The sequence below is a fragment of the Caldifermentibacillus hisashii genome (assembly GCF_039654145.1).
GTDB lineage: Bacteria > Bacillota > Bacilli > Bacillales > Caldibacillaceae > Caldifermentibacillus > Caldifermentibacillus hisashii.
Genome location: NZ_CP155467.1, coordinates 1,191,070 through 1,215,333 on the forward strand (window position 1 = coordinate 1,191,070; position 24,264 = coordinate 1,215,333).

Genomic DNA, 24,264 nt, shown 5'->3' on the forward strand with positions numbered 1-24,264 from the left:
TTGGGAAATTGTTAAAAGAGAGATTTTGTTTCAAAACGAACGTCCATATAAAGCAATTTTTAAATGAAATTAATGGAGTGATATAGATATGAACCCTTTCATTCAAACAGATCAATTTAATTATATTCGGTTTCAAGTAAAAAAACTTGTAAATGCTCATTCAACATCTAGTGATCAAGATGTGATTGCAGCTGTCAAATCGATGGTGACAGAAAATGTCTTCGCTTTAATACCTAATTTAAACGATGAGCAAAGACAGATGCTACAATCGATCACAATGGTGGATGATAAAGAGGCAGGAGAAAAATTTTTACTGCAGTTAAAACCGTTTGTGATTCCATTTCAAGTAACGGAACCAGGAATCAAGAAATTGTTTCCGAAAGTAAAAAAATTAAAAGTCCCGCCACTCGAAAAGCTGGATTTGCATGAAGTTGTCTACTTAAGTTGGCTGGATCAACAAACCAATAAAAAATATTTGGTATATAGGCGAGCAGGGAAATTGCTTGGAATTGAAGGTTCTTTTCAACCAATGAATCAAAAAGGTGTTTGTGCCATTTGCCACCGACATAGTGAGGTCGGTATGTTTAGTGTCAGAGAGAAGGGAAAAGCGTATGGAACTTTTATTAACAGAGGAAATTTTATTTGTACCGATAGTCAAGAATGCAACAACAATTTAATATCTTTAGAAAAATTATATGATTTTGTTGACAACATTCAAAAGTAGGTACTAACTTTTAAAAACCGAGGATGCCCCGTTTTTCGGATTTTCAAGGAATTAACGGGGCATTTTCGTATTTTTATTGAAATGATTTCATCGCTTGCTCCAATGCATTATGGGCTTGTCCAAAAGCTTCTGAAGGACCAGCATCCTCGGCTGTTTCCATTTGTGCCATGGAATGTTTAGCTTGGGTCAGGGCTGTAATCGCATCTTCAAGCATCGTCCCTTTATCGCCGTGTTGTTCTTTTGCTGATTGCAGTTGGCTAATCGCTTGGTCCAAGTCCACAGCTTCAGGATTGTTGTATGCATTTTCCAATTGTTGCATAACTTGTTCTAATATCTCCTTCACGTCAATCATCTCCTTTCCATATCGTAGTTTTACCTATTAAAACGACAGTATATCTGTTTAAATACAGCTTCCTGAGTCAAATACTCAACAAGTCATGGGTTTGTTTCTAATTTCACTCAAAACCATGTCAAGAAAAAAACTAAATAAATAAAAGCTCATAGACATCATTTAATTGGCGGGCCCGCTCGCTATCCTGTTCCTGACTCGAATAATCAATGGCTTCTTTTAAAACTTGATTAAGAAACTTGCTTTCATCTTCAGACAGGTCCCTGATAAACTGCTCTTCACTTGCATAATTTCCTTTTGTAATCTTCTTAAAAAGGCTCTTACCTACATTGCTGTTTTCTGTGTGAGGTGCTAAAACTTCTCGAACATATAGTAATGATTGTTCCACTCGAGACACTCCTTAAAAATGCTGTTTTTCGATAGTCTCAACAGATGATGACATATTATTCGTAAAAATGTCTTTAGTCATGTGACCTAATTATTCATCCGTAGAATTAGTTTGGTCCATCCATGTAATAATTTCCGGAGTATAGAGAAGTGCTGCATTAAGCTTTTCCTCTTTTATGGAAGGTTCTTGATGATTTTCTTTTTTTTGTTCTTTTTTCCCCGTTAAATCATAATCTTTCAACTTGTTCGCCTCCGTAAAAATATCGATAGTTGCTGCTGTTGTTATTTTCCCAAGATATGCAAATAAAATCCATAATCACAAAAATTAGGGGATAGAAAATCTCAAGCGTATAAAAATGTTAGACAAGGAAACGGGGCTAATAAAGTCTTGCCCCGAATTTATAGCCTTATATAAAGCAACAAAATCTTAACAACAGCGTCGAGGATATCCTGGGTCAACTACGACGTTTCTTGTAATTGGTTGAACAATATGTCTAGGTACGTTGACAATATTGGTTCTATTGATGTTTATAACAGGGTGGATATAAGGAACTTCACGCGGAACAAAGCGGTCACGGACAACATATTTTGGTGGACAAAAAATAGGTCTCACAGGTCTAGACAAGAGAAATCACCTCCATTTCATATATTAGTATTACATGTATATAATGGAATTTTTGAACCGGACAATTTCCCTAATTCTATACAAATTTTGGTTATCCACCGCTTAGCCCAATAAAAATTTTTCAGAAAGGGATTTATGTCACGCATTTCTCCTTAAAATTAAACAAAAGTAGCATTTTCCACGCTTGTAACGGAACTACCTAAGTTAAAGATTTTTACATTTCCATCATTTTTTCAGCTTTGTTATGATTTGGATAGGTGCCGATTACCTCTGTGATAAAAAATGTTATTATATGAGTATAACTTTTTACGGGACAAATGGTAATGGCATAAGATCACCATGTAATAATAGATCATTCACGTTTGGGGAAAATAGTGGATACTTTTTAGTTAGGTGGCTGACTTAATTCGTTTTTGCCGGGATTATCAATTGCAGCGACCAAATCGAAAATTAAGAAAGAGGGTGTTGTAGAATGCAAGCTTACTTATTTTTAATATTATTACTGGTTGCCGGATTAATTGTGAAAAATCAATCACTCATTGTATCCGTTGTTTTTTTGTTAGCGATGAAGCTTATTTTTAATCATGAAAAATTATTCTCCACCATTCAGACGAAAGGAATAAATTGGGGAGTTACCATTATCACCATTGCGGTATTAACCCCAATTGCAACCGGTCAAATTGGGTTTAAAGAATTATTTGCTTCGTTAAAATCACCATATGCTTGGATAGCCCTTGCTTCCGGTATTCTCGTTGCGTTGCTTGCTAAAAATGGGGTTGTCCTATTGGCGAAAGACCCACATATCACGACAGCATTAGTCATTGGAACCATCTTAGCCGTTACCTTATTTAAAGGAGTTGCAGTTGGCCCGCTTATTGGTGCAGGGATTGCTTGGTATGCAATGAAATTATTTGGAGTAAATTAATCGGTGTGTAAAATATAGATGATTCCGGTTTCATTATGGTCGTTTAATGATGGGGGCTGATAAAACGACCAAAGCAATACAAATATCTCCTTATATGTGCCGGGAAAGCGACAAAGTTTCAAGCTCAACTTTCCCGGCTAAGTTATGCTGGCGATTTATTTAGTTATTTCCTTGCAGATCCCAACCCCACATGGATAACCCCTATTGAGATGTAAGAGAATCATTTTTTAATAGCCGTAACCAACAAATGCTGCCCCGACAATAATTAACAAAATAAACAATACGACAATTAAAGCAAATCCTGAACCATATCCACCGCTAAAAGCTTCACCCATTAATCTTCACCTCCTGCTTCGTTTCACAAACAGCATATGTTTCATTTGAAAAAATGGTCTGGACACAAGCCCCATTAGAAAGAAAACTGGCAGGCAAATAAATGACTAACCTTTTTTCAGAAGGGTTCTTGACAAATAGTTTATGAAAAAAGAAGGCTTATGACATAATTGACTTATGCTTTAGCGATGGAATGGACACGACTTAATGAAATAAGGACCTTGAATAATTACATTTCTTTGGAAGCTCCCACTTCAAAATGGGCAAATAAGTCGCGGGTAGTTCACATAGATAAGATAAAAAAATTAATTTTCCCCAAATTTACTTTGTTTTATATAATGTTCCATTGCCTTATTTAACCACTCCTCTTCTTCTTTTGAAAATGGAGTAGGCGCCAATTTTTCCAGTTCATCATAATTGATTTCATCCAGATTGCCGGTTTGGGTGGCGAGCGTTTCCATAAAATTATCATCGAACAAGGAGAGTGTTGACTTCATATATTCCTCGATTAAATTGATAACTTCAGGACTGTCGACAGGGCTGCCAACCAATTCTTTTACTCGTTTAGTAAAATCAATGAATACATTGTCTAATTTCTGCATTTCGCCTTCTGTTTGGACATAAATCATATCAACAACATCTTTATCAAAATAACTTTCTAACCATTCCCGCTGTTTGTCTTCCGTTTGCATACTGCGAATTAAACTCATTAATACGACACTGTCAATTTCTCCGTGTTCATGAATAATTTTAATGGCCCGATCAATGGCACTGATGGACGTTTCAATTCTCTTTTTTTCTTTTTCAAATAATTTTTTCTGCATCGTCAATGAATCGACTAAATTCATATTAAATTTTTGCTCAGATAAGATTTCTTTAATTTGTTCAAGGCTGAACCCGATAAATTTGTAACTAATAATTTTTTGTAGCTTAATAATATCGTCTTCACTATATTTTCGATGCCCGGACGATTCATCTTTAGCAGGTGTTAATAACCCGATATCGTCATAATAGTGCAACGTTCGGATTGATACACCTGTTTTATCTGCAATTTCCCCAATTGAATAAAATTTTTTCTTTTCCATTTCTAATCCTCCATTCAGAAATTTTTTAAAGCTCTATTCTTACTATAAAGCCTAACGTAACTGTAGGTTCAAGGGAAATTTAATTATTTTTTTAACCAGCTTTATATAAATTGACTTTCTTATAAATGTTCGTTATAATTTGTCAAAACAATTCGATACTTGTTCAATGATAGGGAGAGTAATGATTGATTTTTTCGTTGATAGCGAGCCGATGTTGGTGGAAGATCGGTACGGAAGCAATCGTGAAACGCACCCTTGAGAAAGTTTATTGAAAGTGAAAGTAGGTAAACTCGGTTAAATCCGTTATTATTGCAAGCTGGCTTATTGGATAAGCAAGTAGAGTGGCACCGCGAGCAAAACCCTCGTCTCTATATTTTTATATGGAGATGGGGGTTTTTTAATGTTAAATGAAGGAGGGTTTGTATGGTTTTTAAAGAGGTTATTGTATTATCAATATTGTATTAAGGGAAGGATTGCGTTTATTGGGTATTGGGACACCGGAGCGAATGTAAAATTAAGTGCAGAAGCCGTGACATGCAGGAGTACCAATTATCGGATTTCCAATGAATTTAGCCAAAAAGGACCGGGCGTACTTTGCCCGGTTTTCTTACAATTAGAAGGTGAAATTCTGTTAAATTATTTCTCCCGCTTTCAGGATGTGGAAGAAAGGAATATAGTGTGTCCCAGCATCATGCTTAAGTCAACTATTTTCTGTTCAACGATTACTTGGATATTCGCGGAAATCCTCTTTCATACTGAACCGGAATGTCTATTTGTTTCTTCAATTGGACGGCTGCTTCCAATGTCCAGTACGGATTACGTAACATTCCACGACCGACGGCAACAAGATCGGCATCTTCATTTCCGATTATTGAATTTGCTAAGATTGGATCGTCTAATTTTCCAACAGCAATAACCGGAACATGTAAAGCCTGTTTGATCTGTCTGGCTAAAGGCACTTGATAACCTGCATGGACACCCGGTTGACCACCACTGCCAATTGGACCCTCTCCACCTGTACTAACATGGAAGAGATCAATACCTGCTTTTTGATATTCTTTGGAAAACTCGACTGCATAATCGCCACCATAGCCACCGTCAACATATTCAGCTGCTGAAATGCGCATAATCAGCGGCATATCGGCAGGAACTTCACTCTTTGCCGCCTCGACAACTTCTCTGCCAAATTTGGTTAAGTCTTTTCCGTATTCATCATGACGCTTATTTGTTAAAGGTGAATGAAATTGGTGAATTAAGTAGCCGTGTGCCCCGTGAATTTCAATCACATCAAAACCGGCTTTTACAGCTCGGCGGACGCTCATGCGGAATTTTTCCACCATTTCTTTCACTTCATCCGTTGTTAGTTCTCGTGGAGTTTTGAAATCATGGTTAAACGGAATTGGCGATGGTGCAACAGGTGTCGGGGCATCTTGAGCTTTTCGTCCGGCATGCCCAATTTGGATTCCGACTTTTGCACCATAATTATGGCAGGCTTCAATTATCCGTTGAAAAGCAGGTATCGCTTCATCTGACCACAAACCTAAATCATAATCTGTAATCCGTCCATCCGGTTCCACGTCCGTCATTTCGAAAATGATTAGTCCGGCACCACCAATTGCCCGACTTACGTAATGAACATAATGCCAGTCATTTGGAATACCATCTTTTTTGGTTACCGAATATTGACACATCGGGGGCATGACCACCCGGTTTTTTAACTTCAATCCTTTTAATTGAAATGGATCAAATAAATTCATGCCTTTCCCTCGCTTTCAAAACTAAAGAATATATATATTATATCATTTCATGACAAGAATATTGGCGGATATGCTTTTGCGTTATATTGAGAAAAATCCAAAAATCGGAGTATTTAGCTCGCATTCACGAGCAGCAAAATCCCCACCTCAAGATTTTCGCAAACAGCGCGGTAAATGGAATATTTTAGTAATTTTTTTATAATCCTTTATACTTTTAAACCTGAACCGATAATAAATACATAGACTGCTCTTATAACGAAAACGATACTTCTTAGTAAGAAGCTGCCTATTGCAAAAACTTCTAATCTACAGGAATTTCGGGAAACCGATCCGAATGTTTTTAACCATGTATTTTAGAAAAGAGGTAATGGATATATGGAATTATTATTGGATAACCAATCTTTAAATAACTCGGAATTTTATCATGTTGTACAACCAATCGTTAATCTTGTGGAAAAAAGAATCCATGGGTTTGAGTTTTTGCTTCGATCAAAGCAAATCCAAAATCCTGAGAAATTATTTGGCATGGCTGAGAAAAATCATCAACTAAATGAACTGGACAAAATATCGGTCTATAAAATTTTTGAAACGGTCGCAAATTCTAAGGGAGCTTTAGACGAATACCAACTTTTTATTAATGTTTATCCGTCAACAATGGTTGATCCGGACTTTTTAGAAAGCTTAAAAGAACTGGCTGCCGGATCAATGATTCATCCGAATTCCATCGTGTTTGAAATAAATGAAGCGGAGGAAATTTTGGATATCGAGTTTTTTAAAGAAACAGTTGTTAAATTGAAACAAATGGGATTTTTGATTTCGCTTGACGATATTGGGAAAGGTCAGGCGAATATGAAAAATTTAATTGAAATTGACCCGAATGTCGCAAAATTGGACTTGTACTTTTCTGAAGATTTAGCTTTCTCCCCGAAAAAACAAGATTTTATTTACTATTTTCATCAATTTTTAGGTCATCATGCAAAAATTGTACTGGAAGGGTTGGAGAAGGAAGAAGATTTGCAAGCAGCTAAACAACTAGGTGTATCTTATGGTCAGGGTTACTATCTTGGAAAACCACAGCCATTGGAATTTTATGTAAATGGATTGAATGACGAACGGACGAAATGAATGAAATATAATCTGAACGGTAGGTCAAAAGATTTTCAGATTCGAATACAGCCTTTTCCTGAATTATTATTGCGGTCCGCTTTAGTTTATGACAGAAGAAGGCAATTTTCGCAAGTTACTCCAGCAGAAAGTGAAGCAGTAAACCTTATTTCCATTATAAAAAAGATAAAAATTGAAAAAAATAAGTTGACATTGATAATGATTATCATTAAAATTGTAATTGATAATGATTATCATTTTTAATATGATAGAATAAACATTTACTAGTTAGACAGTACATAAAAATCAGGAAAGTGAACAGCGCCTATGAAGAAGAGATACCTACTCCTAGTACTGATTATCCTTTCGCTTATATCCCTCTTTATCGGGGTATCAGATATTTCAGTGATGGATATCTTTCATTTAACAGATAAACAATGGCAAATATTAGTAGTCAGTAGAATTCCAAGGCTAATTAGTATTATTGTCTCGGGGGCATCACTGAGTATTGCCGGGCTGATTATGCAAAGCTTAAGCCGCAATAAATTCGTCTCACCAACAACAGCGGGTACGATGGATTTTGCCCGACTGGGAATTCTCATCGCTATGATTGTTTTTGCCGGTGCCGGTTCACTTAGCAAAATGTTTGTTGCTTTTGTATTCGCTTTAGCAGGGACCTTCCTGTTTATGAAAATCTTAGAAAGAATTAAATTTAAGGATGCGATATTTATCCCGCTTGTCGGGTTAATGCTAGGAAATATTGTCAGTTCAATTGCAACATTTTTTGCCTATCAAAATGATTTAATTCAAAATATCTCATCATGGTTAATTGGTGATTTTTCCATCATTTTAAAAGGAAATTATGAATTAATTTTTATTAGTGTGCCACTCTTGTTTATTGCGTATCTTTATGCCAACAAATTTACAATTGCCGGAATGGGGGAGGATTTTTCAAAAGGTCTTGGTTTAAACTACCGTCAAGTAGTTAATCTCGGTTTAATCATCGTTGCTCTTATTACATCATCGGTTGTCTTAACCGTTGGGGTAATCCCATTTTTGGGCCTTATTATTCCTAATGTTGTTTCGATTTATCGAGGCGATCATTTGAAGAATAGTTTAGCCCCAACAGCAATTCTTGGTGCCATTTTTGTTCTGTTTTGCGATATTCTCGGTCGAGTGATTATTTATCCGTATGAAATTCCAATCAATTTGACAGTAGGTGTTATTGGCAGTGCAATTTTTATTTACTTATTATTGAGGAGACAGGCACAATGAACTACAAAACGAAAACTTGGCTTTTGGCTGCCCTATCTGTCATATTCATATGTCTCTTTTTATTTACTGATATAACCGGGAATTGGGAATATATATTAGAAAGAAGAACGTATAAAGTCGCTGCCATCATATTAACCGGGGTTTCCATTGCACTTGCAACTGTTGTATTTCAAACGATTACGCAAAACAGGATTCTCACACCAAGCATTTTAGGTTTAGATTCTCTATACATGTTAATTAATACGTTTATTATCTTTGTCTTTGGTTCAACCACATTAACATCAACCGATAAAAATATTCAGTTTATCGTTATTGTTGCCATTATGATTTTATTCTCTGGGTTGCTTTACAAGCTGTTATTTAAACGGAATGAACAAAATATATACTTTCTTTTATTAATCGGATTTATTATCGGTACATTCTTTGATAGCTTTTCGTCATTCATGCAAGTGCTAATTGATCCAAACGAGTTTCAAATCGTACAAGATCGAATGTTTGCATCATTTAACAATATAAATACGGATGTGTTATTATTAGCTACTGTTCTTATCATACTAACACTGCTCTTGTTTTTAAGATTCTTTAAATACTTAGATGTGCTTGCACTCGGGCGCGATCATGCCATTAATTTAGGAGTCGATTTCGATTATGTTGTAAAAAGATTGCTTGTCATTGTTGCCATACTCATTTCGATTTCAACAGCACTGGTCGGACCGATTACATTTCTGGGACTCCTAGTTTCAAATCTTGCCTATGAATTTTTAAAAACCTATCGACATTTCTATCTGTTGCTCGGTGCCAGCCTAATCAGTGTGGTTGCATTAGTTGGCGGACAATTAGTCGTTGAAAGGATTTTCACCTTCTCGACAACCTTAAGTGTCATTATCAATTTCATTGGCGGTGTTTATTTCGTATACCTCTTGTTAAAGGAGAATCGATCATGGTAGATATTAAACAGGTAACAAAAAGATATGGTAAGAAAGAAGTTATTAAAGATGTGTCTGTCAATATCGAAAAAGGGAAGATTACCTCATTTATCGGTCCGAACGGTGCCGGGAAAAGTACACTTCTTTCCATGGTCAGCCGACTCATTTTAAAAGATGAAGGGGAAATTCTCATTGACGGGGCCGATATTACAAAAAAGAAAAGCGGGGATTTGGCGAAAAAAATTTCCATATTAAAACAATCAAACAATGTAAATTTACGTTTAACTGTTCGGGAACTTGTATCTTTTGGCCGCTTTCCTTACTCTCAAGGAAAATTGTCAAAAGAAGATTGGGCATATGTTGACGAAGCGATTGAATATATGGAATTACAGGAAATTGAGGATCACTATCTCGATGAACTGAGTGGCGGTCAAAAACAAAGAGCGTATATTGCTATGGTTATTGCTCAAGACACCGAATATATTTTGCTCGATGAACCGCTGAACAATCTGGATATGAAGCATTCGGTACAAATAATGAAAACATTAAGGAGATTAGTAGACGAGTTGGGTAAAACTGTCCTCCTTGTTATTCACGATATTAATTTTGCTTCCGTCTATTCGGATTATATTGTCGCTTTAAAAAATGGTCAAATTATTAAACAAGGAACGACCGACGAAATCATTAATCGTCAAGTATTACGCGATATTTATGATATGGATATGCATGTCCAAAATATCCAAAATTGCCGGTTCTGCTTTTACTTTTCATAGATTTTTCGTGATTAAAAAAATAAAAAAAGAATAAGTGTCAGTATGGGTAGGGTGCGCGCAAAGGATATTGACACTTATTCAGCAAGAAAAAATATAAACTGATAATTATATTCTACCATGAATGAAAGACAATTTGTCTAGAAAAATGCTTTATCAAAAATATGAATCGAAACTTACTTATAACAAGGGGTGTTTGCTAATGAAAAAATATTTGTTTTCACTACTTTTATTAATCATAACGTTTGGCTTGGTTGCTTGTGGGGGTACAGGAAGTTCCGATAAATCCAGTGGGAATTCATCCGATAAGGAAGCAGGGAAAAAGAATGAGACCGTAATGATTAAACACGCTCTCGGTGAAACAGAAGTAAAGAAAAATCCCAAAAAAATCGTTGTATTCGACTTCGGTATACTTGATACATTGGACAAAATGGGAATTGAAGTAATCGGTGTTCCTCAATCCGGGAAAATCCCGCCGTACTTGGAAAAATATGCAGATTCCAAATATGAAAATGTCGGGAGCCTTGTTGAACCTGATTTTGAAAAGATTGCGGAAATCGGACCTGATTTAATTATTACTTCCGGACGGCAAGCCGAACAATATGATGAGTTCAAAAAAATTGCACCGACGATTAATATTCAATTGGATGCAAAAAATTATGTAGACTCATTTAAAGAAAACGTTCAAATCATCGCACAAATCTTTGATAAAGAAGATTTTGTGAAAGATGAATTGGCAAAAATCGATGACCAAATTGCCAAAGTAAATAAGGAAGTCACGGCATTAAATAAAAATGCTTTAATTGTGCTGGTTAATGAAGGAAAGGTCAGTGCCTTTGGTCCAGGTTCTCGTTTCGGACTTATTCACGATGTTCTCGGTTTTACACCGGCAGACCCAAATATACAAGTGGATGTTCATGGTCAAGGTATTTCCTTTGAATATATTGTGGAGAAAAATCCCGATTACTTATTTGTCATTGACCGGACGGCCGTTGTTGGCGGAGAATCTTCCGCTAAAGAAGTTATAGAGAATGATCTTGTGAAAAATACGACTGCATATAAAGATGGACATATTGTCTACTTGGATCCAAACTATTGGTATTTGTCCGGTGGCGGATTAGTGTCCGTATCTGAAATGATTTCCGAAATTGAAGATAGTATAAAATAATGAAAGAAAATTTTTAAAGATTCGTGCGCTTGGTTATTTGTAACTAGGCGTTTTTTTTTTGAGGTGTCTAGAAATATCCGGCAAATATAGTTTGTTAAAAATACCCATAAAGGTAGCCGCATAAACTTCCTTGTGAGCTTATACTAATACTTAAGTCCAAAGATTTCCCGTAACAAATGAATTCATATCCTTGCTGGAATTTTTTACTTTTGATAACGTAATAAAAGAAAGTTAGCGACAAAGAATTTTTTATAAATGGGGTAGTTTGATGAAAAAAATATACAGTAACATCATTGAATATCGTGGTACACATTATGATTTTGGATTTTTGCAAGGAGAATTGTTGCGAGATTCACTGCTCGTGAAAAATCGTGAAAAACAGTGGAAAGTACGAAGACCTCGTTTTACTGTACCGGAAGAAGAAGTGAAACGAGCCATTACAAGTGTTGCGCCGAAAATTTGGGAAGAAATTATCGGTTTACAGGATGCGCTTAAATGGCCGATGGAACGAGTCTTACGGGAGTTTGGCGGATATCGGGTGGAATATGTAAAATCCGGGTGTTCCATTGTTACCGGTGATAATTATTTAATTCGTAATTACGATTATCATCCAAAAACTTATGATGGGCGTTATACACTATTTCAGCCGACAGATGGCGGTTATGCCGTTGCCGGTCCGAGTCAAAGAATAACCGGAAGAATGGACGGAATCAATGAAAAGGGTCTGGCGATGGGGTATAATTTTATGAATCGAAAAAATCCGGGTGATGGGTTTGTTTGTAATATGATTGGACGTTTCATCCTGGAAACTTGTGCAAATGTTGACGAGGCCGTCTCGCTTTTAAAAGAAATACCGCACCGCCATTCATTCAGTTATATTGTCCATGATAAAAGCGGCATTACGAAAATAATTGAAACATCGCCACGAAAAGTAGTCGTGCGGGAAGGAAATGTCTGCACCAATCATTTTGAAATCATGGCAGAGGAAAATCGTCATTATTTGGTTGATTCAAAAAGGAGATTAGAAATTATTGAAAAGGAAAGACCAAGTTTAAGGGATGGCAAGGCAGCCTTTCGCTTATTAAACGACACAAATCGAGGTGTGTTTTCCAAATTATACGGCAGCTGGGCGGGAACGATTCATACATCTGCCTATTTCCCGGGTAAATTAATGGCATGGTTTGCATTAGGTGGTGACCAAGAACCGGTCGAGATTGATTTTGCATGTTGGCTGAAAGGGGAAAATCTCGAAACCCACCGCATTTATGGGGAAGTAGATACCGAAATTCCATTCGTTCATTTAGATGAAGGGGCCGATTGGTTCAACTAAGCATCAGTGGGGATAAAGAGGCCCATTGTTGAAAATTTCACTTTATCCCGCGCAAACGGTCACTAAATCTTTTTTCTGGGGCTTAAGAAAGAAAAGTGCCCGATTAGTTCAACTAAAACAATCAGTAGGGATGAAGAAATCCCCCTTGATGGAAGTTTTTTTACGTTTATGTGGAAAAATAGGATAAAATAGAATTTGGATATATTTTCAATTTGAAAGGAGATTTATCATGACAAACACAAAATGGACCGGATTTGTCGGAACATATACAAAAGGGGAAAGTGAAGGAGTTTATTCTTTTGTTCTAGATACAGATAAGGAAAAAATTATGAATGTTCAACTCGTTGCCAATTTGGAAAATCCGACATATTTGGCTATATGTAAGGATAATAAAAATTTATATGCCGTGGCTAAGGAAGGGGAACAGGGAGGAGTTGTCGGATTTCGAATCGACGAAAATACCCACAAACTTGTTGAATTGAATAAAGGGTTTACTGCAGGGTCCTCACCTTGTTATGTTGCAACAAATTCAGACGGTTCTTTACTTACAGCAGCATACTACCACCGCGGTACCGTTGAATTATATACATTGAATGAGGACGGTTCTTTGAATGAATTGAAATCCACTGTTGCCCATGAAGGGAAGGGGCCGAATCCGGAGCGGCAGGAAAAACCGCATACCCATTATGCTGACTTTACACCGGATGAAAAATATGTAGTGGCTGTTGATCTTGGTATAGATCAGCTAATTACTTATGAAATCGTTCAAAATGAATTAGTAAAGAAACAAACATTATCGCTTCATCCCGGTTGCGGTCCGCGTCATTTAACTTTCCATCCTAATGGTCGCTATGCCTATTTAATGACTGAAATTAGTTCAGAAGTTATAGTGTTGGAATATCATCATGAGGATGGCAGCTTTAAAGAAATTCAATACATATCCACCATTCCGGAAGATTTTCAGGAAAATAATCAAGGCAGTGCGATTCATATAACTTCTGATGGGAAATTTGTATATGTTAGCAATCGCGGACATAACAGTATTGCTATTTTTCAAGTAGATGGTGATACAGGGATGCTTTCTTTGGTTGATTTTGTCTCTTCAGAAGGGGATTGGCCGCGGGATTTTATTCTCGACCCAAGTGAAAATTATCTTGTCGGATCTAATCAAGAAAGCAATAATTTGGTTCTTTACAAGCGAGATAAAAATTCAGGTAAGCTTACCCTACTACAAAAGGATGTAAAAGTCGGCCATCCGGTTTGTGTTAAATTCATGAAATAAATTTTAAGTGGATAATTATCATAATATAAGAAAAACCAGGCTATTTTACCTGGTTTTTCTTTCAACATGAAATATGAATCAATTAATGGACACCTTTCATGAATTTTTCGATTTTTGGTGATAAGAGGAATAAAGTTATACTTAGTAATATCGCAATAACCCCGATAGTTCCGAAGTAAACCATTTCTGTTTCCGGTTTATAAAATTTTACGATTTGTGCATTAATTGCTTGTGCTGCCGCATTGGATAAAAACCAAAGACTCATTGTTTGTGCTGAGAACGCTTTTGGTGCTAATTTTGTTGTTGCAGAAAGTCCGACCGGAGATAAGCACAATTCACCTAACACACAAACAAAATAACTTAGAACAAGCCAGAGTGGATTCACTAAAGAATCGGTTCCGCCCAGATAAGCAGGTAATAAGATAATAATAAACGATAAACCGGCAAAAAGAATCCCAAGGGAAAACTTTTTCGGTATAGATGGTTCCCGATTACCGAGTTTAATCCATAACCAAGCAAATACCGGTGCCAAAGTTATGATAAATAATGGATTTAATGATTGGAACCAGGCCGGTGAAAGGTCAAATCCGGCAAAATGTAATTGTGTTCTTTCGTCGGCATAGTTGGCTAAAATCGTTGAACCTTGTTCCTGAATAGCCCAGAACATAACGGAAGCAATAAATAGCGGGATATATGCCAAAAGTCGTGAACGTTCAACATCTGTTGTTTTCGGACTGCGATACATAGCAATAAAATATCCGGCAGGAATTAAAATGCCAAGGATACCGACTAATGTAATAAAGCGTTTAAAGTCCATATAGCCGATTTTTATAGTGAAGATAAATATAAGGGCAAGGATGATTGTGCCAATACCAATCCAAGTAAAGATTTTTTTCTTATCTTCAGACGGAAGCGGATTGGCCACATAAGCACCGGCTTGTCCAAGATTTTTCTTCTTCGTAACGACAAAAAGAATTAATCCGATAAACATACCAATTGCAGCAATCGAAAAGCCGAGATGGAAATTATGTTTCATGCCGACTTCCCCGACAATTAACGGTGAAAGAAAACCGCCCAAATTAATCCCCATGTAAAAGATACTAAACCCGGAGTCACGGCGACGATCTTCCGGTGAGTAAATATCTCCAACTACAGAAGAGACATTTGGTTTTAAAAGACCTGTACCTAAAATAATGAGGACCATTGAAACTAAAAAGAAAGCAAAGTTTCCCGGAATAGCTAATGCGATATGCCCGAACATAATGAGTACACCGCCGTAAAAGACGGATTTAGAAGTTCCAAGCAAGCGGTCGGCAACCCATCCGCCAATAATACCTGACATATACACTAAAGATCCGTATATACTCATAATCGACAAGGCCGTACTTTTATCAAGACCCAGTCCGCCTTTCGATACTTCATAGTACATATAGAAAACAAGAATGGCTCTCATTCCATAGTAGGAAAAGCGTTCCCAAAATTCTGTAAAAAACAATGTAAATAGGCCTTTTGGATGTCCTAAAAATCCCTTTTGAGGAATTGTTTTCCAAATATTCTGTCTATCTATGGATGACATAAAAAACCACTACCTCCTTTAATATTTAATATATTAGTACAAAATGCTTGCTATTGTCAATTAAACAAGGTATAATTATTATTTTACAATTTTAATAATTTTATAATTTTAATGGCTTTTTATTAAGGAAGTAGTGATTTCTGAATAAAATACCCATTGACGTAATCGAAAATTATAGGATTTTATCAGACTTATCCAAACACAAATTTAATCTTTTTCTCTTGCTCGTCCCATGCCAACTTCGCATTGAATTCTTTATCCTTGCTTTTGAAGCCTTGAATTTGGTCTGTAAATCCATCGGTCAAAAGCTTTTTCAATTGTGCCTGTGTAATGGTTTTTCCAAGAATTTTTTTTGAGATCGTGAAGGAACAACCGGTCTTTTGATAATTGCTGCAACCGTAGAAGGTACCTTTATCTATAACATTTCCGTCGCAAAATTTGCAGTTGCCGAGTTTTCTGGGTGCGGATTTTTTAAATTGACGGGGGACAAAGTTTTCAGTCACCTCACGATCAAACGACCATTCGACCGCTTGCTTTGTTGTCTCCGTCACTAAATGGGTAATCATCTTATTCGTCATATCGATAAATTGTTTCGCATTTGCTTTCCCCTCAGCAATTTCCTTCAGCCGTTGTTCCCATTTTGCCGTCATTTCCGGTGAAGCAAGCAATTCTTTCCCGATTGCGTGTATCAAAATTTTTGCCTTTGCTGTTGCATATACTAAATTTTTCTTGATTTCGATGTATTTGCGTGATTTCAACATTGTTATAATCTCGGCTCGAGTCGCTTCTGTTCCAAGGCCTTCTGTTTCGTCCAACACCTTTTCCAATTCTTTGTCTTCTATATGCTTTCCGGCAGTTTTCATCAATGTAATTAACTGTCCTTCTGTATACCGTTTTGGTGGCTGGGTTTTACTTTCCTTCACGTTGATCTTTTTGACAATGCCGGTTTCGCCTTTTTCAAGTAAAGGTAATTCCGGTTCACCATCTTTTTCATTCGCAGGAATAACTTTACGCCAACCTTCAGCAAGTTGAACTTTTCCTTTTGATAAAAATGTTGCCCGTCCACCAACAAGGGTCGTAACTGTCGTATATTCGTAAACAGATTTTTCATAATGCGCGGCCAATAAGCTTTTAATGATCAAATCATAAATTTTTTGCTCGTCGGCACTTAATTTTTCAGGATCCTTCACTTGTTCGGTCGGGATAATTGCATAGTGATCGGTTACCTTTTTCTCATTTACATATCGTTTATTGTTGCGGATGGACGAAATCGGTAAAGGGAAAAATTCGGCATACTTTTCTATCCGGGAAATCTTATGTAAGATATCCGGAAACATGTCCGCCTCACCCGGTGTCACGTAGCGGGAATCGGAACGCGGATAGGAAACGATTCCTTTTTGGTATAAACCTTGCAAGATATCGAGTGTTTTTTTCGGCGGGAATTTATATAAGCGATTTGTCTCCGCTTGTAACGCCGACAAATTATAAAGCATCGGTGGATGGTATTCTTTTTTCTCCCGCTTTACATCAGTAATTTCAGCCGGCTTGCCGTTACAAAATTGAGCAATTTTTGCGGCCATGTCAGCTTTCTTAATCCGGGAATCCCCATCCACTTCCCATTTGCCTTTATATTTTTTCCCATTTATGAAAAATTCACCAATGACTTCCCAAAAAGGTTCCGATACAAATTGTTCGATTTCGAGCTCGCGTTTCACAATGAGTGCAAGGGTTGGCGTCTGCACACGGCCGACCGAAAACACGTCGGAAAACCCTTTTTCCTTTAAAAGAATACTGTACAGTCGGGATGCATTCATGCCAACAATCCAGTCACTGCATGCACGGGTATAGGCCTCAAAATATAAATTTTTCGTCTCGGTTTCATCCCGAAGATTCCGAAAACCTTCTTTAATGGCCTTAGGGGTCAAGGAAGAGATCCAAAGCCGTTTCATTGGCTGTTTGGCTTTCGTCAAACGGAGAATATTACGGATGATCAGTTCTCCTTCTCGTCCGGCGTCACCTGCATGAATAATTTCGGTTATCCTAGGGTCGTTTATAAATTTTTTTATGACCGAAAATTGTTTTGCCTTATCTTTACTTACTTGATATTGGAATTGAGACGGAATCATCGGTAAGGTGGCCAAGGTCCATTTTTTCCATTCGGGGTTATATTTTTCCGGCGGGACAAGTTCACATAAGTGACCAATGGCCCATGTCATGAAAGCGCCATCCGGAAAAATCTCATTCGGTAAAATTTCAATGTATCCTTGTGCTTTTTTATTTTTAAATACGGAGGCGAGTGTCCGTGCTTGATCCGGTTTTTCAGCAATAATCAGCTGCATTTAAGAGAGAAACCTCCCTTTCGTTTTTAAACATGATTTGTTCCTAGATTTCATTATAAAAGTTAAGGTCAAAAAAACAAGATATAACTAAAAAATACTTAATAACCTCATACAAAAAGAAAATGTCTTCCATGAAGTTTATGTGGAAGGCATGTTTAAGTCAATAACATGTTAACGAAGGGGAGGTAACAAATCATAATGTCTATTTAACAATATAAAAATAATTATAGTGTCTAAACATAGCTTTCTAAATCAAGAAGCTCAAAACCCCGAATGACATTGGAAAATTTGGTCAGGTGCTAATTTACAGTAAAATTAGATTTTTTTATTTTCCGATTTATTCCAGTAATTTTTGAAATCTAAAAGAATCAGTTGCTTGCCTATTATGAGGCCAATTTTCTCTTTTTATGAGGTTTAATGGCAAATAAGCCCCCAATTAAGAATGTGCCGCTAATAAAAAACACCGAAAAAATTCCTAACCAAGATCCGACCAAACCAAAAAATGCAGGTGCTATTAACTGAGAAAGTCGATTAGACGCCAGACGCAAGCCGAGAACCTCACCTGTTCTTGATTTTGGAGATGCATTAAAGGTGGTCGTCATGGAAAGCGGTTGACCACATCCAAGACCGAGACCGATAAGTGCGCTTAAAGCACCTAAAATAAATATATTTTCCGTAAAAGGAATGAATAAAAAAGATATGCCCGCTATAAAGACTGAGATAATTAAAACACGGTCTCTTCCAAGTTTTTCTGTTAATGCATTTAAAAAGAATCGAACGAGAATAATAGCAAAACCTTGAATCGCTATAATCCAGCCGATTGAAGAGGTTGGAATATCATATTCCTTTGCAAATATCGGAAAATAGGCAACAAAGATATCCTTTGAATAAAGAACAAGGGCACTGGAAATTAAAGCCTTCCGCAATACCGGGATTTTAAGTAGACGAACAGATGATTGAAAACGATAAATTTTTTAATCAGTCAAAAATTGGACTCATAAAGACTAGCTTTAAGACAGAAAATATAAAAGTAATTGCTAAGAAGAGAGCAAGAATAACATATAACCTTTTTGTTTAAAGGTGATAAAAATGTTTACAATTTTATATACAGCCAGTTTTTTACTTGCTTTAATAATTATTTACCTAATATTAATGAGGATAAGAGAAAAATGGGATTAAAATTATTTTGCATTATAAATATGATGGCATTAATTTAACTAGCTCTGATATATACTTAAGAGACTTTTATTTTTCTGAAAATTTTGTATCAATCTTTATATAGTTAAACAAGGATCCTCTTTGAGTTGAATCTTGTTTCTATCGATTCTTCAAATATGGTGTGCGCTTTATCATGATGTTGCTCATTTTTTCAGTTTAATTCTTCTTTATAATTCAATATAATACCTGAATGTGTCGACTATATTTAGAGAAAAAATTAAATAAATTTCCTTAATATGTATTCTTTGTGAGATTAGGAAATTATACGGCGATTAGAGTATAGTAAAGTTTAATTTTTGTCAAGGTCAGCGACGAAAGTTGAACCCGAAAGGAATTGTAATCGTTCTCAACCAGCCATAAAATAAAGTTGTAAGGAACATTGTATACGTATACAAAACATATTTACGGTAGTTTCTGGGAGATGATCGAATGCTAAAAGATTTGACAAGTGAGAGCCTAGTTTCTTTGCAAATAGATGCAGAAAATTGGGAAGATGCTATAAGATTGGCAGCAAAGCCTTTATTACAGGAAGGTAAGATTAAGCAAAGCTATATTGAGAGAATGATAGATAATGTTAAGGAGTCCGGACCTTATATCGTTATTGCTCCACATGTAGCATTGCCTCACTCGCGTCCTGATACTGATGTATTAGAAAGCGCAATAGGAATAGCAACATTAAAAAATCCGGTTTCTTTTGGAAGCGAGGCTAATGATCCTGTTAAATACGTTTTTTGCCTATGCGCAAAAGAAAAAAATGGCCATTTAAACGCTTTAGCAGACTTAGCAAATTTACTCGAAAAAGATACGTTCTATAATCTCCTAGATGAAGCAAGGAGTCCGAAAGAAATTATTGAATTTCTCAAAAAATAATAAATGAAAAAGGAGTTGTTAGTATGTATAGAGCATTAGTGTGTTGCAGAGCTGGAATGGGCTCTAGTATGTTATTGAAAATTAAAGCTGATCAGGTAATTTCCGAAAATCATTTTGATATTAAAACGGAGCATGGAAATTTAGAGTCACTAAGAGGATACAATGGTGACTTAGTTATTACAATGGAAGATTTAATGAATGAAATTAAAGATCAAGTTCCATATGCAGTTGGCATTCGTAACATTGTTGATAAGGAAGAAATTAAAACTAAATTATTGGAATTTCTAGAAAGCAAAAAATAATCCGTAAAGGGGAGAACTAAATATGTTAGATGCTATTTTAGCTCAAACAAGAAATACAGCCCTAATCGTTGGTTTAATCGCTCTTATTGGTTTGTTATTACAAAAGAAGTCAGCAACGGATGTTATTTCAGGAACAGCCAAGACAATCATGGGTTTTATGATTTTCAGTATAGGTTCTGCATATCTAACAACAATTGTTTCAAACTTCACAACTTTATTTAATGCCGGGTTTGGAATTGATGGTGTTACAACTCAAGTTGAAGTAGCTACCGGATTAGCACTAAATACGTATGGTACTGAAATTGCTTTATTAATGCTGGTTGGTTTCGTTGCAAACATTATTATTGCAAGATTTACACCTTTTAAAGCCATTTTCTTAACAGGCCAGCACTTTTTATATTTCGCTTGCGTTTTAGGTCTCGTTTTTATCGCTTATGGATTTAGCAGTATTGTTACGATTATTGTTGGTGGTATTATTTTAGGATTTTGTGGTGCTGCACTTCCAACACTTTGTCAGCCATTCATGAGAAAAATTACCGGTTCTGATTCATTAGCAATGGGACACTTCAACACAATAGCATATGCATTTTCCGGTTATGTTGGTAAAATGGTTGGAAATTTATCCAAAAAATCAGATGATGAAAAATCAGATTCTAGCAGCATTAAACTACCTAAGTTTTTTGAATTATTTAGGGACTTTGTGTTCTCCATTGCTATTTTCATGGTTGTCCTTTTCTATGTTGCAGTATTTGTTTGTGTGATTAATGGTCAGCTTGATTTAGTTAAAGAAATGTCTGGTAATGATATTTGGTTCATATACCCATTATTACAAGGTTTGCAATTTGCAGCTGGCATGAGCGTATTAATCTATGGTGTTCGCCAATTCATTCTTGAAATTACAAACGCATTCGTTGCAATCTCAGAAAAATATATTCCAAATTCAAAACCTGCTGTTGACTGTCCTGCCGTTTTCCCGTTTGCTCCAACAGCAGTTGTAATCGGATTTGTCGGTGCATTCATGGGTGGTCTAGCAGGAATGGGATTAATGATTTTGTTCAATAGTAGTATCATTATGATTCCTGCTGCCGGTATTTGCTTCTTCTCGGGCGGAACTTGCGGTGTCTTTGGTAACGCATATGGCGGATGGAAAGGTGCACTACTTGCTTCATTCTTGGTCGGTATAGCATTAGTTTGCTTGCCATTAGCTCTGTACCCTTTGTTTGATAATCTTGGGATTTCCGGAGCATCTTTCCCGAACATTGACTATAACATCGTCGGTTCATTTTTAAACTGGTTAATGGGATTATTCCATTAATTGAAGTACTAGAGTAAAAGCTATTAATAAAATAATTTTAATAATTGTACAAGAATATTTATTAGATTACCAGCGAAGGATGGGTTGCCTACATAAATAAATTGGTAATCCATTCTCTAAAATTTGATTAATGATAGGGATATTGCTATTTTGAGTTGGCAACAAGTGCAAGTGAGAATTTGATTTTATTAAACTTGGGGTGAAAATCAAGCTGGAAATCCAATATCTATAAAAATTAAAAAGAGGTTATATTATGAATCAAACAAATCATGAAGTAAAAACCTTTTTAGATACGGTAAACAGTGAATTAGATAAATTTCAAAAGCAAATCGATTATCACTCTCTTGAACGGGCGCGGGATTTAATATTAAAAGCAGAGAAAAAATATAACAGAATTCATGTGACAGGAATCGGCAAACCGGGGCATGTTGCAGGATATATTGCATCATTACTTTCTTCAACTGGAACTCCAGCATATACGCTCCATGGTACTGAAGCCGTCCATGGTAGTTCAGGTCAAGTATGCCCAGGAGATGTAGTCATTGCAATATCTAATAGTGGTGAAACTTTGGAATTAAAAGCAACTGTTGAAGCATTAATCAAAAATGGTGCAATAATAGTTTCTGTTACAGGAAAAAAAGATTCTTGGTTGGCAAAGCATAGCGAAGTTGTCCTTGTTGCCGGTGTTGAAAACGAAGGAGATTATTTAAATAAACCACCACGTGCATCCATTATTGCTGAAATTCTTATCCTTCAAAGCTTAAGTATTTTACTTCAAGATGCTAAAGGAATAACGCCGTTGCAATATTACAAATGGCATCCAGGTGGTGCAATCGGCCAATCAATTAAAAATGGGAAGTGATTTAGTTGAAAATTAAAGGGATTATAACAGCAATGGTAACACCATTCGATGAAGCTCAGAATCTTAATTTGGTAGCAACCTGCCAATTGGTTGATAAATTGATTGAAAGTGGCGTTGACGGATTATTTATTCTAGGAACAAATGGAGAATTCCACCACTTAAGTAATGAGGAAAAAATTTTATTTTCTAAAACTGTTATTGATCATGTCAATCACCGCATTCCAGTTTATGTAGGAGTAGGTGCTTGTGGAACAAAGGAAACTATTAAGCTTGCCCAGCAAATGGAAAAGGTTGGAGCAGATGCTCTATCCGTCATTACGCCATATTTAATAGCTCCAACCCAGGAGGAACTAATCCAGCATTATAAAATGATTGCCGAATCTGTTAATACACCCATTATTTTATATAACTTACCAAAAAATACAGGTGTGAATATTGAGCCAAGTACCGTTGCAACTTTATTAGAAGTAAAAAATATTGTTGCAATTAAAGATAGCAGTGGGAATATGGAAAACATGCAGGGTTACATCGATGTAGTCAAGGACCATGATTTCGCTGTTTTAGTAGGTTCAGATTCGAAAATTTTATCTGCTTTAAAAATGGGAGCTTCTGGTGCTGTCTCTGGTACGAGCAATGTTATTACAGAAGTTATCATATCCATTTATCACAAATTTATCAATGGCTATCTGGATGAAGCAGAAAAATTGCAAAAGGATGTTGATGTATTACGGGAGGTACTAAAATTGGGTACAGTACCTTCTGTAATGAAGAAGGCTGTGACTCTGCTTGGTGTAAATGTTGGTGATGCGCGACTTCCGGTAAAATCTTTGAGTGAGGAAGATACTTTGAAAATAAAAGAAGCATTGAATTTTTATCAACTAAAGGTGATTGAAAATGTTTAAATTAAATGTGATGCAGCGTATTGTAAACACTGGTGCGATGGCCATTGTGAGAACAAACACTGTTGAAAGAGGTATTGAAATTGCAGAAGGCTGTTTAAATGGCGGCGTCGATATAATAGAAATTAGCTATACTTTTCCGAATGCAGGTGAGGTAATTAAGGCTTTAAATGATAAGTTTGGTGACCGATTAGTTGTTGGAGCTGGTACCGTGCTAGATAGTGAAACAGCTCGGTTAGCAATTTTACATGGGGCTAAATTTATTATTGCCCCGAATTTCAGCAGAGAAGTTACAAAAATTTGTAATAGATACCAAATACCTTATGCACCTGGTTGTACAACTGTAACGGAGGTTATCGAAGCTCTTGAAGGTGGTGCATCCTTTATTAAAGCCTTTCCGATTTCAAACTTTTACGGTCCGGAGCTTGTTACGATATTAAAAACACCGCTTCCTGAAGTGCCAATCTTAGTTTCTGGGGGAATTACGTTGGATAATTTAAGTGACTGGGTAAAGCGGGGAGTTGAATGCTGTGGAATTGGCGGACTATTAACAAAAGGATCTGCTGTTGAAATTGCCGAGAATGCTAGTAAAATTTGTAAAATAATAAACCAAAATAAGAAGACAAAAATTGGTGTAAAATAAAGGTATAATTTAAAATTGTAAAAAAAATTGCTTTCTTAGTTAGCTTATAAAAATAATATTTAACTAGGTCTTTCTTGATTGAATAAAGGTTGCTCGGCCAGGATTGAAAAAATTATATTATTATCACAATAAAATCAAAAAATAATCAGCGAGTGTTTTTTTTAAAATCCTTCTCCTTGGTTGAGCAACTGAGTTAAAGG

24 protein-coding genes and 1 other annotated feature are annotated in these 24,264 nt (G+C 36.2%); of the genes, 15 read left to right on the forward strand and 9 right to left on the reverse strand.

Annotated features, from left to right (window positions below):
- Window positions 1-88: 88 nt before the first annotated feature.
- Window positions 89-724, forward strand: coding sequence for a FusB/FusC family EF-G-binding protein (locus NSQ14_RS05565; RefSeq protein WP_227139245.1), 636 nt, complete (start codon window positions 89-91; stop codon window positions 722-724).
- 73 nt (window positions 725-797) lie between these two features.
- On the opposite strand, the gene NSQ14_RS05570 is transcribed toward NSQ14_RS05565, so the two are convergent.
- From NSQ14_RS05570 to NSQ14_RS05580, 3 genes are all read right to left on the reverse strand, one after another.
- Window positions 798-1,067, reverse strand: a complete 270-nt coding sequence (locus NSQ14_RS05570) for a hypothetical protein (RefSeq protein WP_244810432.1) — start codon at window positions 1,065-1,067, stop codon at window positions 798-800.
- 139 nt (window positions 1,068-1,206) lie between these two features.
- Complete coding sequence (locus tag NSQ14_RS05575; protein WP_034768940.1) at window positions 1,207-1,461, reverse strand: sigma-G-dependent sporulation-specific acid-soluble spore protein CsgA; 255 nt, start codon at window positions 1,459-1,461, stop codon at window positions 1,207-1,209.
- Window positions 1,462-1,551: 90 nt separating this feature from the next.
- On the reverse strand, window positions 1,552-1,701 hold the full coding sequence (locus tag NSQ14_RS05580; protein ID WP_156103191.1) for a hypothetical protein: 150 nt from the start codon (window positions 1,699-1,701) through the stop codon (window positions 1,552-1,554).
- An 856-nt stretch (window positions 1,702-2,557) separates the two neighbouring features.
- Between NSQ14_RS05580 and NSQ14_RS05585 the strand changes: the two genes are divergently transcribed.
- Window positions 2,558-3,010 carry a DUF441 domain-containing protein gene (locus NSQ14_RS05585; RefSeq protein WP_041902086.1) on the forward strand — a complete coding sequence of 151 codons (453 nt, stop codon included), beginning with the start codon at window positions 2,558-2,560 and terminating at the stop codon, window positions 3,008-3,010.
- A 227-nt stretch (window positions 3,011-3,237) separates the two neighbouring features.
- On the opposite strand, the gene NSQ14_RS05590 is transcribed toward NSQ14_RS05585, so the two are convergent.
- The 3 genes from NSQ14_RS05590 to NSQ14_RS05600 form a co-directional block, all read right to left on the reverse strand.
- Window positions 3,238-3,345 (reverse strand): YjcZ family sporulation protein, encoded by a 108-nt coding sequence (locus NSQ14_RS05590; RefSeq protein WP_082025893.1) that lies wholly within the window; start codon window positions 3,343-3,345, stop codon window positions 3,238-3,240.
- Between the two features lie 303 nt (window positions 3,346-3,648).
- Window positions 3,649-4,428, reverse strand: coding sequence for a MerR family transcriptional regulator (locus NSQ14_RS05595; RefSeq protein WP_041848206.1), 780 nt, complete (start codon window positions 4,426-4,428; stop codon window positions 3,649-3,651).
- 157 nt (window positions 4,429-4,585) lie between these two features.
- Window positions 4,586-4,801 (forward strand) — a binding site (T-box leader).
- 349 nt (window positions 4,802-5,150) lie between these two features.
- The gene (locus NSQ14_RS05600; RefSeq protein ID WP_041845982.1) at window positions 5,151-6,185 is read right to left on the reverse strand and encodes an NADH:flavin oxidoreductase/NADH oxidase; all 1,035 of its coding nucleotides are present in this window, start codon (window positions 6,183-6,185) and stop codon (window positions 5,151-5,153) included.
- Window positions 6,186-6,560: 375 nt separating this feature from the next.
- Here NSQ14_RS05600 and NSQ14_RS05605 point away from each other — a divergent pair, with 375 nt between their 5' ends.
- The 7 genes from NSQ14_RS05605 to NSQ14_RS05635 all read left to right on the forward strand — a co-directional run bounded on the left by NSQ14_RS05605 (window position 6,561) and on the right by NSQ14_RS05635 (window position 14,040).
- Window positions 6,561-7,310 carry an EAL domain-containing protein gene (locus NSQ14_RS05605; RefSeq protein ID WP_251245532.1) on the forward strand — a complete coding sequence of 250 codons (750 nt, stop codon included), beginning with the start codon at window positions 6,561-6,563 and terminating at the stop codon, window positions 7,308-7,310.
- 306 nt (window positions 7,311-7,616) lie between these two features.
- Complete coding sequence (locus NSQ14_RS05610; RefSeq protein WP_227091289.1) at window positions 7,617-8,564, forward strand: ABC transporter permease; 948 nt, start codon at window positions 7,617-7,619, stop codon at window positions 8,562-8,564.
- The gene (locus NSQ14_RS05615; RefSeq protein WP_346216969.1) at window positions 8,561-9,511 is read left to right on the forward strand and encodes an iron chelate uptake ABC transporter family permease subunit; all 951 of its coding nucleotides are present in this window, start codon (window positions 8,561-8,563) and stop codon (window positions 9,509-9,511) included. The genes NSQ14_RS05610 and NSQ14_RS05615 overlap by 4 nt, the downstream gene beginning before the upstream one ends.
- Complete coding sequence (locus NSQ14_RS05620) at window positions 9,505-10,263, forward strand: ABC transporter ATP-binding protein (protein WP_034768951.1); 759 nt, start codon at window positions 9,505-9,507, stop codon at window positions 10,261-10,263. The genes NSQ14_RS05615 and NSQ14_RS05620 overlap by 7 nt, the downstream gene beginning before the upstream one ends.
- A 199-nt stretch (window positions 10,264-10,462) precedes the next feature.
- Window positions 10,463-11,428 (forward strand): siderophore ABC transporter substrate-binding protein, encoded by a 966-nt coding sequence (locus NSQ14_RS05625; RefSeq protein ID WP_251245533.1) that lies wholly within the window; start codon window positions 10,463-10,465, stop codon window positions 11,426-11,428.
- A gap of 268 nt (window positions 11,429-11,696) precedes the next feature.
- Complete coding sequence (locus NSQ14_RS05630; RefSeq protein WP_034768953.1) at window positions 11,697-12,758, forward strand: C45 family autoproteolytic acyltransferase/hydolase; 1,062 nt, start codon at window positions 11,697-11,699, stop codon at window positions 12,756-12,758.
- 229 nt (window positions 12,759-12,987) lie between these two features.
- Window positions 12,988-14,040 (forward strand): lactonase family protein, encoded by a 1,053-nt coding sequence (locus NSQ14_RS05635; protein WP_034768954.1) that lies wholly within the window; start codon window positions 12,988-12,990, stop codon window positions 14,038-14,040.
- Between the two features lie 82 nt (window positions 14,041-14,122).
- On the opposite strand, the gene NSQ14_RS05640 is transcribed toward NSQ14_RS05635, so the two are convergent.
- The 3 genes from NSQ14_RS05640 to NSQ14_RS05650 all read right to left on the reverse strand — a co-directional run bounded on the left by NSQ14_RS05640 (window position 14,123) and on the right by NSQ14_RS05650 (window position 18,926).
- Entirely contained in the window at window positions 14,123-15,616 is a 1,494-nt protein-coding gene (locus NSQ14_RS05640; protein WP_034768955.1) for a peptide MFS transporter, read from the reverse strand.
- A 191-nt stretch (window positions 15,617-15,807) separates the two neighbouring features.
- Window positions 15,808-17,955 carry a DNA topoisomerase III gene (locus tag NSQ14_RS05645; protein ID WP_346216970.1) on the reverse strand — a complete coding sequence of 716 codons (2,148 nt, stop codon included), beginning with the start codon at window positions 17,953-17,955 and terminating at the stop codon, window positions 15,808-15,810.
- A gap of 383 nt (window positions 17,956-18,338) precedes the next feature.
- Window positions 18,339-18,926, reverse strand: a complete 588-nt coding sequence (locus NSQ14_RS05650; protein WP_423191739.1) for an MFS transporter — start codon at window positions 18,924-18,926, stop codon at window positions 18,339-18,341.
- Window positions 18,927-19,602: 676 nt separating this feature from the next.
- On the opposite strand from NSQ14_RS05650, the gene NSQ14_RS05655 reads away from it, so the two are divergent.
- The 6 genes from NSQ14_RS05655 (at window position 19,603) to NSQ14_RS05680 (ending at window position 24,064) form a co-directional block, all read left to right on the forward strand.
- Complete coding sequence (locus tag NSQ14_RS05655; protein WP_227091283.1) at window positions 19,603-20,043, forward strand: PTS sugar transporter subunit IIA; 441 nt, start codon at window positions 19,603-19,605, stop codon at window positions 20,041-20,043.
- A 23-nt stretch (window positions 20,044-20,066) separates the two neighbouring features.
- Window positions 20,067-20,345, forward strand: a complete 279-nt coding sequence (locus NSQ14_RS05660; protein WP_227091282.1) for a PTS sugar transporter subunit IIB — start codon at window positions 20,067-20,069, stop codon at window positions 20,343-20,345.
- Between the two features lie 22 nt (window positions 20,346-20,367).
- A complete protein-coding gene (locus NSQ14_RS05665) occupies window positions 20,368-21,660 on the forward strand; it encodes a PTS ascorbate transporter subunit IIC (protein WP_341287494.1) in 1,293 nt (430 codons plus the stop codon).
- 253 nt (window positions 21,661-21,913) lie between these two features.
- A complete protein-coding gene (locus tag NSQ14_RS05670) occupies window positions 21,914-22,522 on the forward strand; it encodes an SIS domain-containing protein (protein ID WP_227091280.1) in 609 nt (202 codons plus the stop codon).
- 5 nt (window positions 22,523-22,527) lie between these two features.
- A complete protein-coding gene (gene dapA / locus NSQ14_RS05675; RefSeq protein ID WP_346200712.1) occupies window positions 22,528-23,424 on the forward strand; it encodes a 4-hydroxy-tetrahydrodipicolinate synthase in 897 nt (298 codons plus the stop codon).
- A complete protein-coding gene (locus NSQ14_RS05680) occupies window positions 23,417-24,064 on the forward strand; it encodes a ketohydroxyglutarate aldolase (RefSeq protein ID WP_227091278.1) in 648 nt (215 codons plus the stop codon). Before dapA ends, NSQ14_RS05680 begins: the two co-directional genes overlap by 8 nt.
- Window positions 24,065-24,264 lie beyond the last annotated feature (200 nt).

Bases quoted from the DNA above. Each gene is read 5' to 3' on its own strand.
- NSQ14_RS05635 (WP_034768954.1), top strand. From the start codon at position 12,988: ATGACAAACACAAAATGGACCGGATTTGTCGGAACATATACAAAAGGG.
- NSQ14_RS05665 (WP_341287494.1), top strand. From the start codon at position 20,368: ATGTTAGATGCTATTTTAGCTCAAACAAGAAATACAGCCCTAATCGTT.
- NSQ14_RS05660 (WP_227091282.1), top strand. From the start codon at position 20,067: ATGTATAGAGCATTAGTGTGTTGCAGAGCTGGAATGGGCTCTAGTATG.
- NSQ14_RS05605 (WP_251245532.1), top strand. From the start codon at position 6,561: ATGGAATTATTATTGGATAACCAATCTTTAAATAACTCGGAATTTTAT.
- NSQ14_RS05670 (WP_227091280.1), top strand. From the start codon at position 21,914: ATGAATCAAACAAATCATGAAGTAAAAACCTTTTTAGATACGGTAAAC.
- NSQ14_RS05640 (WP_034768955.1), bottom strand. From the start codon at position 15,616: ATGTCATCCATAGATAGACAGAATATTTGGAAAACAATTCCTCAAAAG.
- NSQ14_RS05645 (WP_346216970.1), bottom strand. From the start codon at position 17,955: ATGCAGCTGATTATTGCTGAAAAACCGGATCAAGCACGGACACTCGCC.
- NSQ14_RS05600 (WP_041845982.1), bottom strand. From the start codon at position 6,185: ATGAATTTATTTGATCCATTTCAATTAAAAGGATTGAAGTTAAAAAAC.
- NSQ14_RS05565 (WP_227139245.1), top strand. From the start codon at position 89: ATGAACCCTTTCATTCAAACAGATCAATTTAATTATATTCGGTTTCAA.
- NSQ14_RS05590 (WP_082025893.1), bottom strand. From the start codon at position 3,345: ATGGGTGAAGCTTTTAGCGGTGGATATGGTTCAGGATTTGCTTTAATT.
- NSQ14_RS05655 (WP_227091283.1), top strand. From the start codon at position 19,603: ATGCTAAAAGATTTGACAAGTGAGAGCCTAGTTTCTTTGCAAATAGAT.
- NSQ14_RS05595 (WP_041848206.1), bottom strand. From the start codon at position 4,428: ATGGAAAAGAAAAAATTTTATTCAATTGGGGAAATTGCAGATAAAACA.
- NSQ14_RS05615 (WP_346216969.1), top strand. From the start codon at position 8,561: ATGAACTACAAAACGAAAACTTGGCTTTTGGCTGCCCTATCTGTCATA.
- NSQ14_RS05630 (WP_034768953.1), top strand. From the start codon at position 11,697: ATGAAAAAAATATACAGTAACATCATTGAATATCGTGGTACACATTAT.
- NSQ14_RS05625 (WP_251245533.1), top strand. From the start codon at position 10,463: ATGAAAAAATATTTGTTTTCACTACTTTTATTAATCATAACGTTTGGC.
- NSQ14_RS05585 (WP_041902086.1), top strand. From the start codon at position 2,558: ATGCAAGCTTACTTATTTTTAATATTATTACTGGTTGCCGGATTAATT.
- NSQ14_RS05680 (WP_227091278.1), top strand. From the start codon at position 23,417: ATGTTTAAATTAAATGTGATGCAGCGTATTGTAAACACTGGTGCGATG.
- NSQ14_RS05620 (WP_034768951.1), top strand. From the start codon at position 9,505: ATGGTAGATATTAAACAGGTAACAAAAAGATATGGTAAGAAAGAAGTT.
- NSQ14_RS05610 (WP_227091289.1), top strand. From the start codon at position 7,617: ATGAAGAAGAGATACCTACTCCTAGTACTGATTATCCTTTCGCTTATA.